At 54.3% G+C, this 16,648-nt stretch carries 11 protein-coding genes; 4 read left to right on the top strand and 7 right to left on the bottom strand.

Features of this window, described 5'->3' with window-relative positions; all coding sequences use genetic code 11:
- The first annotated feature begins 17 nt into the window (after positions 1-17).
- The 3 genes from HMPREF2794_RS20290 to HMPREF2794_RS20280 are packed head-to-tail and all read left to right on the top strand — an operon-like array spanning position 18 to position 2,899.
- On the top strand, positions 18-1,157 hold the full coding sequence (locus HMPREF2794_RS20290; RefSeq protein ID WP_004293586.1) for an ABC transporter substrate-binding protein: 1,140 nt from the start codon (positions 18-20) through the stop codon (positions 1,155-1,157).
- Entirely contained in the window at positions 1,158-2,138 is a 981-nt protein-coding gene (locus HMPREF2794_RS20285) for a FecCD family ABC transporter permease (RefSeq protein ID WP_004293587.1), read from the top strand. It abuts the gene before it with no gap.
- The gene (locus HMPREF2794_RS20280) at positions 2,135-2,899 is read left to right on the top strand and encodes an ABC transporter ATP-binding protein (RefSeq protein ID WP_004293588.1); all 765 of its coding nucleotides are present in this window, start codon (positions 2,135-2,137) and stop codon (positions 2,897-2,899) included. The genes HMPREF2794_RS20285 and HMPREF2794_RS20280 overlap by 4 nt, the downstream gene beginning before the upstream one ends.
- Positions 2,900-2,984: 85 nt before the next feature.
- Here the strand turns inward: HMPREF2794_RS20280 and HMPREF2794_RS20275 are convergent, their stop codons facing one another.
- The 4 genes from HMPREF2794_RS20275 to HMPREF2794_RS20260 are packed head-to-tail and all read right to left on the bottom strand — an operon-like array spanning position 2,985 to position 9,148.
- Entirely contained in the window at positions 2,985-4,295 is a 1,311-nt protein-coding gene (locus HMPREF2794_RS20275) for a hypothetical protein (RefSeq protein WP_004293589.1), read from the bottom strand.
- 6 nt (positions 4,296-4,301) lie between these two features.
- Positions 4,302-6,569, bottom strand: a complete 2,268-nt coding sequence (locus HMPREF2794_RS20270; protein ID WP_004293590.1) for a hypothetical protein — start codon at positions 6,567-6,569, stop codon at positions 4,302-4,304.
- A 3-nt stretch (positions 6,570-6,572) separates the two neighbouring features.
- Positions 6,573-8,261, bottom strand: coding sequence for a hypothetical protein (locus tag HMPREF2794_RS20265; RefSeq protein WP_004293591.1), 1,689 nt, complete (start codon positions 8,259-8,261; stop codon positions 6,573-6,575).
- Positions 8,258-9,148 (bottom strand): hypothetical protein, encoded by an 891-nt coding sequence (locus HMPREF2794_RS20260; RefSeq protein WP_004293592.1) that lies wholly within the window; start codon positions 9,146-9,148, stop codon positions 8,258-8,260. The genes HMPREF2794_RS20265 and HMPREF2794_RS20260 overlap by 4 nt, the downstream gene beginning before the upstream one ends.
- 81 nt (positions 9,149-9,229) lie before the next feature.
- Here HMPREF2794_RS20260 and HMPREF2794_RS20255 point away from each other — a divergent pair, with 81 nt between their 5' ends.
- Positions 9,230-10,420, top strand: coding sequence for a toll/interleukin-1 receptor domain-containing protein (locus HMPREF2794_RS20255; RefSeq protein ID WP_246839624.1), 1,191 nt, complete (start codon positions 9,230-9,232; stop codon positions 10,418-10,420).
- A gap of 9 nt (positions 10,421-10,429) precedes the next feature.
- Here HMPREF2794_RS20255 and HMPREF2794_RS20250 read toward each other — a convergent pair whose 3' ends face one another.
- Genes HMPREF2794_RS20250 through HMPREF2794_RS20240 form a run of 3 tightly spaced genes read right to left on the bottom strand, consistent with a single transcriptional unit; the run spans position 10,430 to position 16,578 of the window.
- On the bottom strand, positions 10,430-11,755 hold the full coding sequence (locus HMPREF2794_RS20250) for a hypothetical protein (protein ID WP_004293594.1): 1,326 nt from the start codon (positions 11,753-11,755) through the stop codon (positions 10,430-10,432).
- Complete coding sequence (locus HMPREF2794_RS20245) at positions 11,746-12,723, bottom strand: DUF6046 domain-containing protein (protein WP_004293595.1); 978 nt, start codon at positions 12,721-12,723, stop codon at positions 11,746-11,748. The genes HMPREF2794_RS20250 and HMPREF2794_RS20245 overlap by 10 nt, the downstream gene beginning before the upstream one ends.
- Before the next feature lie 12 nt (positions 12,724-12,735).
- On the bottom strand, positions 12,736-16,578 hold the full coding sequence (locus tag HMPREF2794_RS20240; RefSeq protein ID WP_004293596.1) for a phage tail tape measure protein: 3,843 nt from the start codon (positions 16,576-16,578) through the stop codon (positions 12,736-12,738).
- Positions 16,579-16,648 lie beyond the last annotated feature (70 nt).

Below are 16,648 nucleotides of genomic sequence, written 5' to 3'. Positions count from 1 at the left end.
GTAAATAAGGTAATGATATGAAAGTATTAAAGAATTTGAGCCTGATGGTGCTGCTTGCGCTGGCATTTGCAGGCTGTCGTGGCAAGAGTTCCCAACTTGCCGATTTCAACAAACAGCTTTACGCTCCCGAATATGCCTCGGGATTCAAGATTGAAAGAGCAGACGGCAGACAGAGCGTGCTGGTTTCCGTCATGAATCCGTGGCAGGGCGCGGATAGCGTCACCACCCGGTTGTTCATCTCCCGTAACGGGGAACCCGTTCCCGAGGGTTTCGACGGGCAGGTCCTCGAAGGGGATGCGCAGCGCATCGTGGCGATGTCCTCGACCCATATCGCCATGCTCGACGCCATCGGCGAGACGGCACGTGTGGTCGGCGTTTCGGGACTCGACTATATCTCCAATCCCGACATTCAGGCACGCCGCGACAGCATCGGCGACGTGGGTTACGAGGGAAATATCAATTATGAACTTCTGTTGTCGCTCGACCCTGACCTTGTGCTGCTTTTCGGCGTGAACGGGGCCAGTGCGATGGAGAGCAAACTCAAGGAGCTCGGCATCCCGTTCATGTATGTCGGCGATTATCTCGAAGAATCTCCGCTGGGCAAAGCCGAATGGCTGGTGGCGCTTTCGGAGGTCGTCGGGAAACGCGCGAAGGGCGAAAAGGTATTCGCGGATATTCCGATCCGATACAATGCGCTGAAACAGAAAGTGTCCGGTGCCGTTCTCGATGCCCCGTCGGTCATGCTCAATACGCCCTACGGCGATTCGTGGTTCATGCCCTCGACGGAAAACTATGCCGTGCGGCTGATTACCGACGCCGGAGGCGACTACATCTACAAGAAGAACACGGGCAACTCTTCGACGCCTATCGACTTGGAGGAGGCATACCTGCTCGCTTCGGAGGCCGATATGTGGCTGAACGTCGGCATGGCGAACACACTCGACGAACTGAAAGCCGCCTGCCCGAAGTTCGCCGATACCCGCTGCGTCCGAAACGGCTATGTCTATAACAACAACGCCCGCACCAATGCCGCCGGAGGCAACGACTACTACGAATCGGCCGTCGTGAATCCCGACCTTCTTCTGCGCGACCTCGTGAAGATATTCCACCCCGAGTTGGTCGAAGAAGATTTCGTATACTACAAACAACTGAAATAGATGCGTTCACGCCCCGTCATCCTGTTCACCGCGTTGTCCGTGCTTACGGTCGGCCTCTTCCTGTTGGATTTGGCTGTGGGCGCGGTTCGCATTCCCGTCGGCGACGTATGGGCGGCCCTGACGGGCGGCGACTGCCCGCGGACTACGGCGAAAATCGTACTGAACATACGGCTGATAAAGGCGGTTGTGGCTCTGCTGGCCGGGGCGGCGCTATCGGTCAGCGGCTTGCAGATGCAGACATTGTTCCGCAATCCGCTGGCCGGCCCCTACGTGCTGGGCATCAGCTCGGGTGCAAGCCTCGGCGTGGCGCTCGTGGTGCTGGCAGGCGTCGGCTCGTCGATAGGCATCGCCGGAGCGGCTTGGCTGGGTGCGGCCGTCGTGCTGCTCGTAATCGCTGCCGTCGGACACCGCATAAAGGACATTATGGTGATATTGATTTTGGGTATGATGTTCTCGTCAGGCGTGAGCGCTGTCGTGCAGATATTGCAATATCTGAGCAAAGAGGAGGCGTTAAAGGCGTTCGTCATCTGGACGATGGGGTCGCTCGGCGACGTGACGGTGCCGCAGCTCGCCATCCTCCTTCCGTCGGTCATCGTCGGGTTGCTGCTGGCCGTATGGACGATCAAACCGCTCAACCTCCTGCTCTTCGGCGAGGAATATGCCGTAACGATGGGACTGAATATCCGCCGTTCGCGCGGTCTGCTGTTTCTCTCGACGACGCTGCTGGCCGGCACGGTAACGGCTTTCTGCGGCCCGATCGGCTTCATCGGTCTTGCCATGCCTCACGTCGCGCGGATGCTCTTCCGCGAGGCCGACCACCGCGTGCTCCTGCCGGGAACCCTTCTCTCGGGGGCGGCGGTATTGCTTCTTTGCGATATCGTTTCCAAAATGTTCACTTTGCCCGTAAATGCCATTACCGCACTGCTGGGAATCCCGATAGTCGTATGGGTGGTTTTACGCAATAAATCGATGACGGTATGATAGAACTGTGCGATTTTTCCATAGGCTACGCAGAGAAGAGGCTTCTCGATAAGGTCGATGCCTCTTTCAAAAGAGGACAGCTGACTGCCCTTATTGGCAGGAACGGCACGGGGAAATCTACACTTCTCCGTGCCATAGCCGGACTGAATCATAATTATTGCGGTAAAATCCTGCTCGACGGACATTGTATCGCAAACATGAGAACTCCGGAGAAGGCAAGGCAACTGGCATTTGTCACGACCGAGCGCACACGCATCGCCAACCTGCGGTGCGAGGATGTCGTGGCTATCGGCCGCGCCCCTTACACCAACTGGATCGGCCGCATGCAGCCTCAAGATAGGGAAATCGTCATGCGGTCGCTCTCTTCGGTCGGAATGGAGGCGTATGCCGGCCGCACGATGGATAAGATGTCGGACGGTGAATGCCAGCGCATTATGATAGCCCGTGCTCTGGCTCAGGAAACGCCCGTCATCCTGTTGGACGAGCCGACCTCGTTTCTTGACATGCCCAACCGTTACGAATTGTGTTCCCTGCTCGCACGGTTAGCGCATGCTGAGGGCAAATGCATTCTGTTCTCCACTCACGAACTGGATATAGCCCTCTCGCTGAGTGACAGAATAGCCCTTATCGATACGCCCGTCCTTCACTGTCTGCCGACCTCCGAAATGATCCGCAGCGGGCATATCGAGCGGCTGTTCAACAATGCCGCCGTACAATTCGACCCCGTGAGCGGGATCGTGAAATCCATGCCAAGAGACTGACTTTCCTGTCGGGAAACACGTCAGACGCAATGAGGGTGTCCCAAAAAGTATTTGGCACCCTCGTATTCGTTGTAAGACATGTCGTTTATTTCGATACCTCGCACATCAGCACGCCTTTCCCCGTCACATCGGCTTTCGAGACCGTGATGGATTTTCCCGTGTAGGTCTTCACGACGGAAGTCCCGGCAGAGTTCCACAGTTTCCATGTATAGGTATAAGCTGTCCCGCCCGTGTCGATTTCCTCACCGCCCCTGTATAACACGGCTTTGGCATCCACGTCATTGCCGTTGTTCTTGATGGTGAACCCCTTCTGGCTGACCAGATCAACCGTGATGGGGTCGGACATATCCGTGAAGGAGATGATGTCGCAGACGACCTTGTTCGCCGAGGCGTTGCCCGCCGAGGTGTCCGTATCCTTGATGGCGCACTTGAAGGTCTCGAAGTTGAGAACGGCATCTGCCGTAATCGTGATTTCGTTTGTCGTCCAGCCTGCCGTCACGCCCCGAGGATTGGTCGAGGTAAGGCATGCCCAGCCGGCACCCAGCATGGAGTTGTAGTAGGGACACGAAACGGCGGCTCCCGATGCGGCTGCGGCACTCAGTGCGGAGGTCAGCGTCACGACCTTCGTGGAGGCGTTGACTGCCGAAATGGTGTACTGTGCCGATCCTATGGTTATCCTGCCTCCCGCCTCCATGTTCATTACCGAAGCGACCGTTATGGTCGTGGCTCCGGCTGCCGCGGCAGCTGTCAGTGTCGTGCCCGCGAATACCGCCGAATCCTTGATGCCCCACGCGTAGGTGACGTTCGTCGTGTCGATAGAGGCTCCGCGCCACAGGTCGCAATGCGCCCTGAGCGTCGCCACCTCGTCGTTCTTGAATACGATGCCGTCGGGTGCATACGCCACGGCGGCGATCATCGCTCCGGCGTTCAGGTGCTGCGTGAACTGAATCTCCGCCCGGAACGGAATCTCCAGCCCGTTGGCGTCGATGTAAACCGCCTCGAAAGTATAACGCACTTGCGGAGCGGAAACGGTCATGTGGTTGGCTTTGACGGTAAGGGCATACTTGGCCGATGCCGCGCCGATGGTGCAGCTGTCCTGTCCGGAGACGATCGCCGTACCGTTCTTGTACCACTTGGCCGAGCCGCTCTTCACGCCTGCCGTAAGCGTCGCGGCATTGCCTACCGAGGTGATCTGGTCGGTCGCCGCCTGACCGCTGACGAAGAGCGAAGGGGTAAGTACCAGATAGGGAGAAGCCGCCCACGAAGGGGCATAGGCATTGTTGTCTCTGTTGTACACCTGTGTCAGGGGCTGCGAGGAGCCGATGAATGCCTGCAACGATACCGCGTCGTTCTGGTCGATGATGGTGACCTGCCCGCGGGCTACTTTTACTGCCATAATAGATTATCGGTTATTTGTTATTTCCACTTCGCAATCGAAAACGGCCTTGCGCCACACGTCCCCGCCGGTTATCTCTATCTCCCTGCCGTAACGCGGTGCGGCGTTCCATATCCTGTCACTCTCCGTATCGCGGCTCGTCCGTATCCAGCGGAAATTGCCGTCGGGAATGAGCGATGTAATCTCTTCACCGCCCCTGTACACCCTGGCACGGAGTACCGTCGAGACGATTCCGTTGCGGAATGTCGTGCCGTTTTCAGACTCCACATAAACAGTATAGGAGGGAGATCCGTCGTAAAGTTTGAAAAAGGTATGGGTCGCACTGATTTTTTCATTACGGTATGTTGCCGTGTAGCGGAGGGTCAGCACGTCGCGCCCTTCCCAGCCATGAAACGGGGGTGTCATTTCAAATACGGCGGCATTGCATCCGGCATCTTTCCATATGCCGTCAACGGCAAGGTATTCCCACTGCCGACTTTCCGGCTCGAAATTGTATTCGGTCGCCACAAGCGGGATATTCTCCGGCTCGCATGCGCCTGAAAGCTCGTCCTTGAAATGGAACGCCGTGCCGCCTGTCAGGGAGACGGAACGGGGCTTGAGCAGTTCCTGCGCCTCCTCATCGAGGTCTTCCCAGCGGATGGTCACATCGCGCAGTTCGATGGTATCCTTGCCCCACTTGAACCGTCCCGAGGCGAAATGGCCCGTCCCGTCCGGATGGATGACGAAAGAACCGTCCCGTGAAACGATCGAGCCGTCTTCGTTCAGCCGCAACAGGGGATTCTGTATGGTACCCCCGATACCTCCCTTATTGAACCAGGCACCGTAATCGTCCGTGTAGGACAAGGCTTCATCGGTCGCCTGATAGGGGGTCACGTTCCTTCCGGCCTCCAATTGAGGGGCGGACAACGACAGGGGGACGGAAGCGGCAATGCCGAGACACATGACGGGGGAATCTGACCCGCGTATGAGGAACGGGACATTATAACGGACCCATCCTTTACCGGCAGCCACCGTCCGATCACCGACAAGATGTTCATCCTGATAGAACCGGATGGCTGCCGTATCTTCCGCTTTTATCCAGACTGAGAAACAATAACAGACTCCTGTATGAGCCTCCCGCCAGGCGGCACTTTGCGCACCAAGAAGACTGTCTCCGGCTATCCGTACACACCGCCCGAGTCCGGCGGGAGATGTTTCATCCAGCTCTTCCGAATGGCTGAACCGGCAGGACAGGCTGTCGGGTATGACATTCTTGTGGATTTTGCCCACATAAAACGTGCTTGAAAAACCGTTCTCGTCTCCCGCGGTAAGCGTGCCGGCTATATTGACATTGCGTGTGGCATAGAGATTCTGGAAATAGGCCCCGTAACCATCCAACATGCCGAAGACCGGATCGATGATGCCGCTGACCTTTCCCACACGGGCCTTGCTCGCCTCGCTGAAAGCGGATACGGAGGCAAGACGAACAATGTTCAGGTCGGCGACCTCGCACCAGTCCCCCTCGGAGGCCAGGCTTGATGTCAGGTCAAGAAACAGGCTCCGGCTGTACTGTGCCGGGTAATCCACGGTGATGACCCATAACTTGTACTTCCATTCCCGGCCGATGGAGATTTCATCTTCCGCATCCGTCTTTTCACGGTTCGTATAGCCGAATCGGATCGGTACGGAACCTGATGTTTTGGAAGACCTGACCTTGAACGATACCAGCAGGCGCTCCGGGTATCCGACCGGTTCTTCCAATGTCAGCATCAGCCCGAAGGAAGCGTTTCCTGCCGGTTCCGCGTTGCGGATAATGCGGACAATGCGTGTCGCTTCCGAATCGGCATCCAGATATTCCGTTTGCAGCATGCTGCCATAAACGGCGTACCTGGACTTGTCCGGCACTCCCGCCATGCCTCCGTCCATGACGGGATAGCACAGGGAGCGTTCGGTCGCCATGCCGTCGATGACATCCATATAGGGTGAATCGCTGTCAGAAGCCGTCAGGTACAAGGCGCCGCTACGTGCCGTATCGAACAGGTTGGTAATCCGCACGAAGTCCAGCAGTTCACCGCCCTGCGGTTCGTCCCCGTCCAGCAATGCCCCGATGAAATAAGGGGCGTCCTTGTCTCCGACAAGCTCCGTTCCGGTTTCTGTCACGCACATCAGCGAATAGACGGTACGCTCCCGTTCGGCATATTGCCTGCGGATGATATCCCCGGCTTGCAGTCCCTGTGTCTTCTGCGAGTCGGGGGCAATACGGATCTTGTATGTCGGATAACGGAATACGGACATGGATTATGACAGTTTTTCCACGGTGTCTCCCGAACAGCTGTCGCTGATCCAGAAGGAACCGTTGGTTACCGAAGTCTTTTCGACCTCGAACTCATAGGCGCGGAACTTACGGCGGGCCACCACCTCGTCGAATGTGGCGGAGACGCCTCCTGTCGTCCGGTTCCGGCGGACAGCCCATCCGCTTCCGGAAAGGCCCGGGGAAAAGAACTCCGAAGAGAGCGACCCGGTAAAGACGCTGTTTCCGTAATGCCGGATACCGTCCTCCACCGCTTGCAGGCGTAACGCCTCTGTCAAGTATAGGATTCTGTCAGTAATCCGGGTGGGCGACGCATGGATTCCGATATGCCCGGCTGCTTCCAACGGAACAGCGACCGTAACGAAATCGGCATCGGTGCGGATATGGAACGATTCGCTGTGACGGTTCTGCGGGGCATAACAGCTCACGGACGGACGGTGTGAAAAATCCGTGCTGTGAGGGATAGCCGTCCTTACGTCCTCTTCCTCGTAGATTACCTCGGAAGAAAGCGATACGCGCTCCCTGTCGCCTGTGAACATAAATCCCTCTGCTGTGCCCATCCGCAAGCGCTTGTGGATAACGATACCTTCATCGGAAGTGTCTACCCGGTATGAGGAGAGCAGGTCGGCGCCGTAGTTGTGGCGGACAGTCAGCGAGCCCGGAAAACAAGCCTTTCCGTAAGGGGAAAGCATCAGACACTCGCCGTCCACGTCCGATATGCCGGAGAACAGGCGTATCTTCGGGGTATGGTCGCCGCCTAAAAGAAGGTCACCGCCGATACTCCCGAACTGTATCTTGTCCTTGTCGGTACAGAGCAGTACGGGAACATCTCCGATCCGGATGCCGAATCCGTCCAGGAACGAGAGGAACCCGCCGAGCGCGACATCCTCTTCCGAAAACGAAAGCAGACATTTCCCTTTGTCGCCCAGTTCCACGCCTTGCAAGGCTTTCAGTCCGCCATCCATGACCGTACTCCCTCGCACCGTCAGATTCCGTCTCACCATGCCGTCCCGCATCGTCCAATCCACCGTGTCCGTATTGGCGTTGCCACGATGATAGACATCCTGCCCGCCCACGGCCAGCCGTGTCGGGGAGATGGATATTCCTGTATCCTCGTCCCCGATAATCCATGCCCCTTTGGAATGTACCGTCGCATCCAGAAAGTCTATATGGGAAGCGTTGATTGTAGCGGTGGCCTTGTCCGCGTCGTAACGGAGCAACTGCCTGCCGCCGATATGCAGGCTGTCGCCCCCGACTTTCAGGTTGCCGGTAATCCTGATACCGTACTCGATGGCAGTTACCACACCTTCCGGATCGGTAATGTCCTGCGAATAGGTTTCCAGGATACGGGTGTTTCCAATGCCGGCTTCGAAACCGTAATTGGCACTGAGCTTGCCGGTCATGTCACCGCCCGATTTTTTCAGGTAATCCAACAGCAAGCCACCGCTTCCGGAACCGCCTTCTCCCGTAACGGCTCCGGCAATGGCGGATGCAAAACCGTAAGCGGTATTCTTCAGTCTCAGGCTGGTCTCGTCGCCTTCCTCGATGCCGTAAGGATGCTCGTCGTCCTTTTTCTGCTGGGCATTGAAAAAGTTATGGTACAGCTGTGCATAGATGGAATAGCACAGGCTCTCCTTGTCGAGGGTTTCTATATCGGGATGCAGTTGTACGCTCATTTGGTATAGCTGGTCTTGGAAAGAAATTTCTGGATACGTGATGTCAGCGAGATGAAGTTCGGCATATTGATCGGCGACATCGTGCCCATCAGTGTGGGAGTCATGATTTTCGAACATTCCGTCAGGAAGTCGAGCATCAGCCGGGCAAGCTCATTACCCAGAACCAGCGGCTCGGTGGCATTCTCGTCACCGAGCGTCACCTTGTTGTCGGCAACGGCAACGGTCGTGGAATTGACCTTTTGTACCACTTTATCTGCTGTCTGTCTGACTTCAGACTTGTCCACCGTATGCGTGATGCTTTCCGCATCGATAACGGTTGTCGCTTCCTTGTCCTTGTCATTCCTAACGGTTGTTGTGACGGCCGTCGGCGTATAGTGGGTGGAGGTCTCGTTACCGGTGGTTTCCAGTTCGTCGTAGTCCGGGGAAGAGTCGTTTTCCGGATCCAGTTCCTCCATTTCGGTCACGCCGATGACGGTTTCCGTGCGGGCATTGAGCCGCAGGATATCCACATGGGAGAAGTTAACCACATAGGCATAACGGGTGGCGGCATCCATGAAGATGGTCACGTCGGAAAAAAGTGCGGGGACGATCAGGAAGCCGCCTTCGCTGTTGGTGGCGGCCGAGAGCAACACGCCTTTATGGATAACAGGTTCGGCGGAGGCCGTCTCGTCCGGGTACTCGCCGACATCAATGGTACCGCCGTAGTCGGAAAACTCCTCGTCCGAGGGGTTGTCGTGTATCTTGGCGACATAGCCGTGTATCATGCGGGCCGTACCGATACCGGACATGCCTCCGGGAGCCAGATTGATACGCTCCATACTCCGTCCCAAGGCTATCTTGCGGATAGCCTCACGGATAAGCAACTGGTTGGATTTGTCTGAAGACATGAGTTTTTTGAAAGAATAGGAGGAGCATAGTTTATTGGTTGCCAATTATTTTGTACTTTTGCAAAGACAATGATATTACTTATGAAACAAGAAATTTTAGAATCCTATATTACATATATATTTGATTTCTTTCAAAAATCAAGATGCTTTAAAGCCGGGCAAGGTAACATGCTCAGAAATTTTAGATTTGCAGCTGAAAAGCAATTTACTCGTAATCAATTGGGTATATTGTATTTCCTGGTAAATACCCTCATTGATAATGGCTATCTTTACTTAAAAGATAGAGATTTTATAGCTCTTACGGAGAATGGTGCCGATGTTATAAATGGGGGAGAGTGTGTTATTCCTAAAATTTCCCTTGAGCGGACAATTTATGAAAAAGAGACCAGTAGATCAGATATATATGAACAGCTTTGGAATATTATCGGACCGAACAAAGAAAATGATTATGCGCCGCTGTATGTAGATGGACCATTGTTTTATAATACAATCAGGCCATATTTAACAACATTGTCGTTACCTCATACATATGGGGAATATATGGCAGAATTGCGGGAAAAGGAAGAATTTACATCAAGAATTAAATGGTATAGGACTTTATTTTTAGCTCTTGATGAGAATGATGTACAAAAATTCCTCAAAGATTTGTCTATCAAAATAAACAGGCTGCTGCTAATGAATACTCCAAAAGATGCGATACAAGAAGCTTTGAATCCTTGGGCAGATGTAGACATTCCTACAATCGATAATACGCCTCTGCCTGAAATTCTCAATAAAGTGGCGGAAGAACCAATTGTGAATAAAAACAAGCCGTTTGTGTTGATTTCGTATGCGTGGGAGGTAGAAGACAATGTCTTTATGAATTGGATTCAAACTTTCGCCAAAGATTTGCGAAGACGAGGGATTGATGCTCAAATAGACCAGTATCAACCTCATGGAACTGACTTGCCTAAATTTATGCTTGAAAGCATCCGTAAGGCAACTAAAGTTCTGTGCATTCTGACTCCAAAGTATAAAGAGAAAGCTGAATCCGGTAAAGGAGGTGCCGCTTATGAAGGGGGTATAATATCACATGAAATATATAACAATCAGGGAACCACTAAATTTATACCGGTTGTACGCAAAGGGTCTTTTGAAACTTCGACACCGGATTTCATTAGTGGAAGAAAAGGTTTTGATTGCTCTACTGACGATAAATACAATAGCGAACTTCCGAATATTATCAAGGTAATAAACGAAGAACCATTGATAGAAATTCCTCCTGTTGAATAACGGTAAATCTTATTTCCTAATTTTATACGGAATACTCAGTTGTTGCCTGTATCCACCCACCCCGAAAGTAGTCGTTACCTCTTCCACGAGGTATACGCCGTTCTTGGAAGGATTACGGTAGTCGATCAGTTCCACCTGTACGGCAGGAGACAGTCCGAAATCCCCGAATACTGTCACATTGCCGGTGATTCCGTTCAGATTGTAATTCCGAAAGTATTCCGTCGTCTCTTCTACAAGCCGGTCGGAATTGATTCCGACATGAGGTGACATATATGGTACGATGGTATATGTGGATAAATCCACCTTGGTCCTGGTCTTCGCTCCTGATGCCGTCGTGTTGCCCGTTACTTTGTGCGTCTTTTTTGAAATCTGCGTGGCATTGACCGTCTGAAACTCCTTGCTGCCCGGCGTCGCCGGGTCGTATTCAGGATTCATGCGTACTGTCACCTCAAAGAATTTTTCATCCGTCCCGAGTGCCTTGCCCGTCACCGCCAAAAACTTCGGATCGGTCTTGACCACTTTCAGGTTGCTCTGCGCCACATGCTCGTTGAAGTATATCCTGTACGGTCCTGTCGATTCATCCTCCGGGAATACCGGCTGAGCCTTGCTGGACGAATAAGGACGCCCGACGGCAATGGACGGTATGGCCCCGTCATCATCGGCATCGTATTTTAAAAAACAGTAGACCTTGTACTTCGACCATTCGGAAAGGATATCCGCTACCGTGAAGTTGTCCGTGACCTTTACCTTGCCGATATGTATCTCAAACCGCTTCGTATCCGAGTGTATCCTGAAGCCGGTATCTTTCAGGATATTATACTTGCCTTCCAGCACCTCGTTCACCGTCGTCCCTTTCGCCGGGGTCTCGAAATGAGGTGCCTGTTTCAGTTTGAGTTTGTAGGCCATATTCTCACACTGGATTTCCAGCGTGCTGTCCGAATTGTATCCGGTAATGTATCCGTCGAACATATTTTTCAGCACGCCGTTGTAGCCCAGCTTGATATTGATGCGCTGTCCGACCTTGAATGTCGTCTCGTCAACCAGACGCTGCGCGCTGCGTTTCTCGATGATGACACCGTCCTGCATCACCTCCGTCGTTATCCTCGACACGTCCTTGCCCTCCAATGTCACGTTCCCGATAATCGTGGAGCGGCATACCGACCCTTTCGGGAATATCACTTTGGCCGTTCCGATCAGCTTCTTGTAACTCTCGTTGATTTCGAGCGACTGGACTTCCGTAATCTCCACGCCGTTCTGTATCCTCATCGGATTGGATGGGTCGGCATCCCCGATGGTGATGCGACAGCAGAGGATATCCATTGCAGCTATACCCATAAACGTGTCAGTTTAAGCAACGAGGCGGGGTCGATGACCTCCGTACCGAATTTAACATACTTGATCCACTTGTTCGTGTGCTTGATGGCCGTGTCCACCTTTTCCTGTTCCGCCAGTTTCAGTTCCACGGCTTCCGATGGCTCCACGGCGACACAGTTCAGCGAATACGGCTGCACGTTCCGGCAATCCGTAGGCTGTAAGGTATAGCCCTGTATAATCAACCGTGAAATGTTGAACTGGCGCAATACCGTGTTGTCGCAATCGATGACACCCTTGTATTGTACCAGCCTGATAAACTTGGACACTTCCGCCTCGGGATACACGTCCGGGTATTTGGAGGTGATCTTGCCGTTGATGGTAATCTCGAGGTCACCCCCGGATATATATTCCTTGCGGGTATAGTCCCGCCCCTGTACCCGGGTCAGCAGGATATTGTTCCGGCTGCTGACCTGTACCTGCGGTCCCAGGTCCACGAATGTCACCAGTCCATACCGGCTGTTCGGCAAAACCTTGCACTCGCTGTTGTCATAATACTTCCCCTCCTCTGATATGGACAGTTCCAGAAAATCCGCCACTGTCCGGCCGACGATGGAATCGATATGGTTTTTCTTCTGCGCCACCGCCTGCTGTTCCCTGATGAGCTGGTAGTACTGTCCGGTCTTGTTCGCAAGGCTGGACTGCGACTGTGTCTGAAGATATTTGTCCCGCACCTGCTGTTCCCAGTATTTGAGGTATCGGGGATAGGAACGTAGCAACCCGTAAGCCGTCTGCGAGGCAACCTGTATGGCTGCCCGTTTGAGCAGGTCATGGTGCCTGGAGAAGTAATGTACCTGCCCGTCCTGCAATTCGGCAAGCCCCATGCCCAACGCCAGACGCGTGGCGTTGCTGATGTATCCGCCAAGCGAACCGTGGTTGAGTATGCCTCCGCTCAACAAAGTCGAGGCCGCGATTTGTATCAGTCTTCCCATAATCCTTTCATTTTATGCGTTCCAGGAGGCATCGAAGTCATGCACGACATCGATGAGCGCCTGTGCCAGTTGTTCTTTCAGGTTCTGTATCTCTTCCGTCTGCCCCTCCTTCGACTTCATCAGGTCGATGGTCCTGACACTGAGCAGGCTCTCTATGTTCACGATGACCTGTTTAGGTGCCGCCGAGGACAACCGCCCCGTGCCGGAATAGTTGCCGCCGGCCCCTCCGTCATCCAGATGCGTGTTGGTAATCGGGTTGGCAGCAAACGGACGTGTATCGTTGGAATCCGGTTCGTTGCCGTACTGGTCGGGAGTGAAGCCCGCCACGCGGAGGATGTTCTCGGCTGCCTCCGCCGAACCTCCGAAAGTCTGCCGGAGCGATGAAAAGAACTTCACGAGTGTCGTATGTGCCAGCTTGCGATGCGCGATGTTGTCTATACGCTGCGCATCGGTGGCGTTCTGCCCCAGTGCCCGCTGTTTCCATAGCCCGTTTTCGTCCTGCTCGAATCCCCAGGCCCTGAACTGGTCAAAGTCGAACCCTCCCTTACGCATCAGCTCATGCGCATTGGCGGCACTCGATATGGCATTCCGATAAGCGGTGGCGGCACGCACAATCTCCGGAACGGTCTGCGTGTTCATGTACCGGGCATAGTCGTATGTGCGGGCGGCAACCGCTTCCGACCTGTCCCCGATATCATTCACATAGACGGCCTTGCCATCCTGCATACGCCACAAAGACTTGTCGAGATCCTTCTCCTGTTGCCCGAAACGCTCCTTTACCGTCTTGAGGAAAGCGTCCACTTCCAATACCGTACCCATCTTCCCGAACTCGGCGTACGCGGCATCGATACGTGTCTGGCTGTCGCGTTTGGCAAGGGTGACAAGCGCATCCCTTATGTCATCCTGACGGGCTTTGTCCATGTTATACACATGGTCTCGCGATACCATCCCCTCAGATGAAGCGATGGCAAATTCCCCCAAGAACCCGGCCCACCAGTTGGATGTGAAGGCTCCGATTTTATGTCCCGAAGCCTCTTCGATACTTTTGCCGGCAACGACCTCGTCCACGGCACGCTTTGTCTTGACAGCCATGTTATAGGTCTCGCTCAGGGAGGAGTAAAGTGCCTCTATGGACGGATAACGGTACTTGCGGTTCGATTCGATCTCTTCCAGTACGGCATCCTTCGCCTCCTTTATCTTCCAGGTCTTGTAAGCCACCCATCCCAAAGTCCCGACCAATGCGGCTATACCTGCCGTGGCGGCAACCGCGCCTGTACTGATGGCACTCAACGAGGCGGCAGCACCGGTCAGTCCGCTGCCGGTAGCCACCTGTGTGGCAAACAGCGACTGCAGGACTCCTTTGGCTCCGATGACACCGCCCCCGGCCATCAAGGCGCGGTTCATCGCTCCCCGTCCCGCCACGCCTGCGGACTGCATGGCCGACACGATGGCCCGCTTCTGGGCAAACGAAACCTTACCGATACCACCCGCCCCCAGCAGCCCCTGCACGGCACTGATTGATGTCGTGGCCGCAGACTGTTTGCCGATAAACCCCATGGCGATGCCGATATTCGTCAGGGCTCCCGCCACCTTGAACAGCCGGGTCGCGACAACGCCTGTAAAGACAAGCGGTTCTATCCAATGGAAATTGCGGGTCACCCATGCGCCGATATTGCCGATCACGGTGAAGATGTCCAACAAGGCATTCCCGATGGACACCAGGCCACGGGTAAATTCCGGAGCCTTGAACTTTGCCAGAAAAGTGCGGAGCACAGTGCGGATAGAGGGTTCCAACACCTCGTATGCCTGCATGAACCCTTCGGTCAGCTGGGAGGTCACCTGCGCCCACAATCCCTTGGTCGTATTCTGCTTTACCAATGCCAGTTCTGAGGAAACGCCCTGGGACCCCCGGTTATATGAAGTCAGTTCTCGTAGTTTGTCGTAGTTCTTCAGGAACATCATCGCCGCGTTACCGCCAATTTTCCCGAAGATTGCCTGGACATCCGCCATCGACGCGCCCTTCTTGTTCAATTCCTCGAAAATGTCCGCTATAGGACGGAGTTTCTCGACCTGCACCCCCTCGATGTCGCGCATTTCCGTGAACCGGATGCCCAGGCGGTCCAGAACTTCCTGTGCCTCCTTGGTAGGTTTGGCAAAACGTGTGGAAAGAGCACGCAACGAGGTTCCCGCCAGCGTTCCCTTCAGACCCATATTGCCCAAAAGACCGATGGCGGCACTGCTTTCCGTGAAGTCCACGCCCGCCATACGCAGGTAACCGGCAGCCATCTTGTATGACTCCGCCATCTCCACGATATTCACATTCGAGCGGGAAATGGTGGAGGAGATAATGTCCGCCACGCTGTCCATGCTGTCGTTATGGATATCATAACCGGCCATGATGTTCGTGGCCAGGTCGGCGATATACGACACGTCGTTGTCACCGATAAGTGCCAGGTTCGTGATCGGGCGGATGGACTTGTTGATTGTCTCGATATTCATGCCCGCCATCGACAGGTATTTGACGGCACCGGCAATCTCCACGGCTGTGTATTTCGTGTCGATGCCGATTTTACGGACATGACGGGCCATACTGTCAAAACGGGTCTCGAATGTCTTGAGGTCGCTGTCCGCCACACGGAGGATGGAATGTGCCGATTCCATGATGTTGGAATAGTCGATGGCCTTCGTCAGTTCCGAACGGATCAGGCTGTAACCCATATAGGCATTGAGCATCGAAGCGAACGGGAGGTTCCTGAGTGACGGCGCTTTCGAATACTGGATACGGTTGATGGCGGCACGGCGTTTACTGCGGTAGAGCGTACCGGCTGCAGTATGTTCCCGCTGCATGAGCCTGACGGACTGCATCGCATTGCGCTGTTCCTGCCGTCTTGCAGCCTGCTCGGCCTTTATACGTTCCGTTTCTGCCTTACGGCGTGCCTGTTCTGCCTGCCGGCGTATTTTCTCCGCAGCACGGGCGGCATTCTTGCACTCCCGTTCTTTAGCCCGCGCTTCATCGGCACGCCGCTTTTCCGCCGCGGCGGTTTCTGCCAGAGCCGCCTTACGGCGCTGGTCTGCGGTAAAGAGCTCCTCCGCGTGGACCAGTTTCTGGCGATGCAGCTGCTGTCCTGCATAAAGCCGTTCCATCAGTTTTTGCCGGGCCTTTTCGGGCATTACGAAGGCCTGCGGAGCATATGGCACCGGAACGGAAGGTGTGAGTCCTTCGGATGGTATGCCTCCCTGCATGTTGAAAGAAATGACAGAAGCACTTTTGATACGACCCAATAGGGAAAGTATCTGCTGCAACCTGTTTTCCGCCGTCCCGGTCTTGATTTGCAGTTCCCGGTCACGTTCCATGGAAACCAGGGCGGAGTTGATTTTCCCGATGGCTTTGGTAATGCGTTTCTGCGCGTCTGCCATCGTGCCAACGGACGAGGCGGCATTCTTTTCGATCTCCGCTTTGCGCATCTCGGCAGCCTTTTTCTCGTAAAGGCTTTTGGCGTTGGCCTTGATTTTCTTGCTGTCCAAAGCCTGACCGGCATTGATGGTCAGGCTGATGCCTTTGGAAAGCGTGGAAATATCCGTGAGTAACCCCTTGATACGTTCCAGCTTCTCTTCGCTTTTTTTCGTATCGATGGTCAGGCGGTAATCGAAATTACGTTTCTTGCCGTTCTTGGTGCGGAACACGCGGTCTATCTCGTCCATCATATTCTTGATGTTCGTGACGGCCGGAGTCAGGGACGCTTTCGCCTGTACCAGCTTGCCTACCGCCTCACCGAAGGCGATAACCTGCTTGGTGCCCTGAGAGGCATCCACGTTGATGGAGTAGTTGACCTGATAGTTCTGTTCCTGAGCCATGGTAATGGGTACTGCGTTAAAAGAATAGTCTTTCCGCAAGGGCGGAGATTATGAAACGAAGGCCGCCGCA

The organism is Bacteroides sp. HMSC067B03 (assembly GCF_001811315.1).
In the GTDB taxonomy this organism is placed as follows: domain Bacteria; phylum Bacteroidota; class Bacteroidia; order Bacteroidales; family Bacteroidaceae; genus Bacteroides; species Bacteroides faecis.
This window is presented reverse-complemented; position numbering and strand designations above follow the sequence as displayed.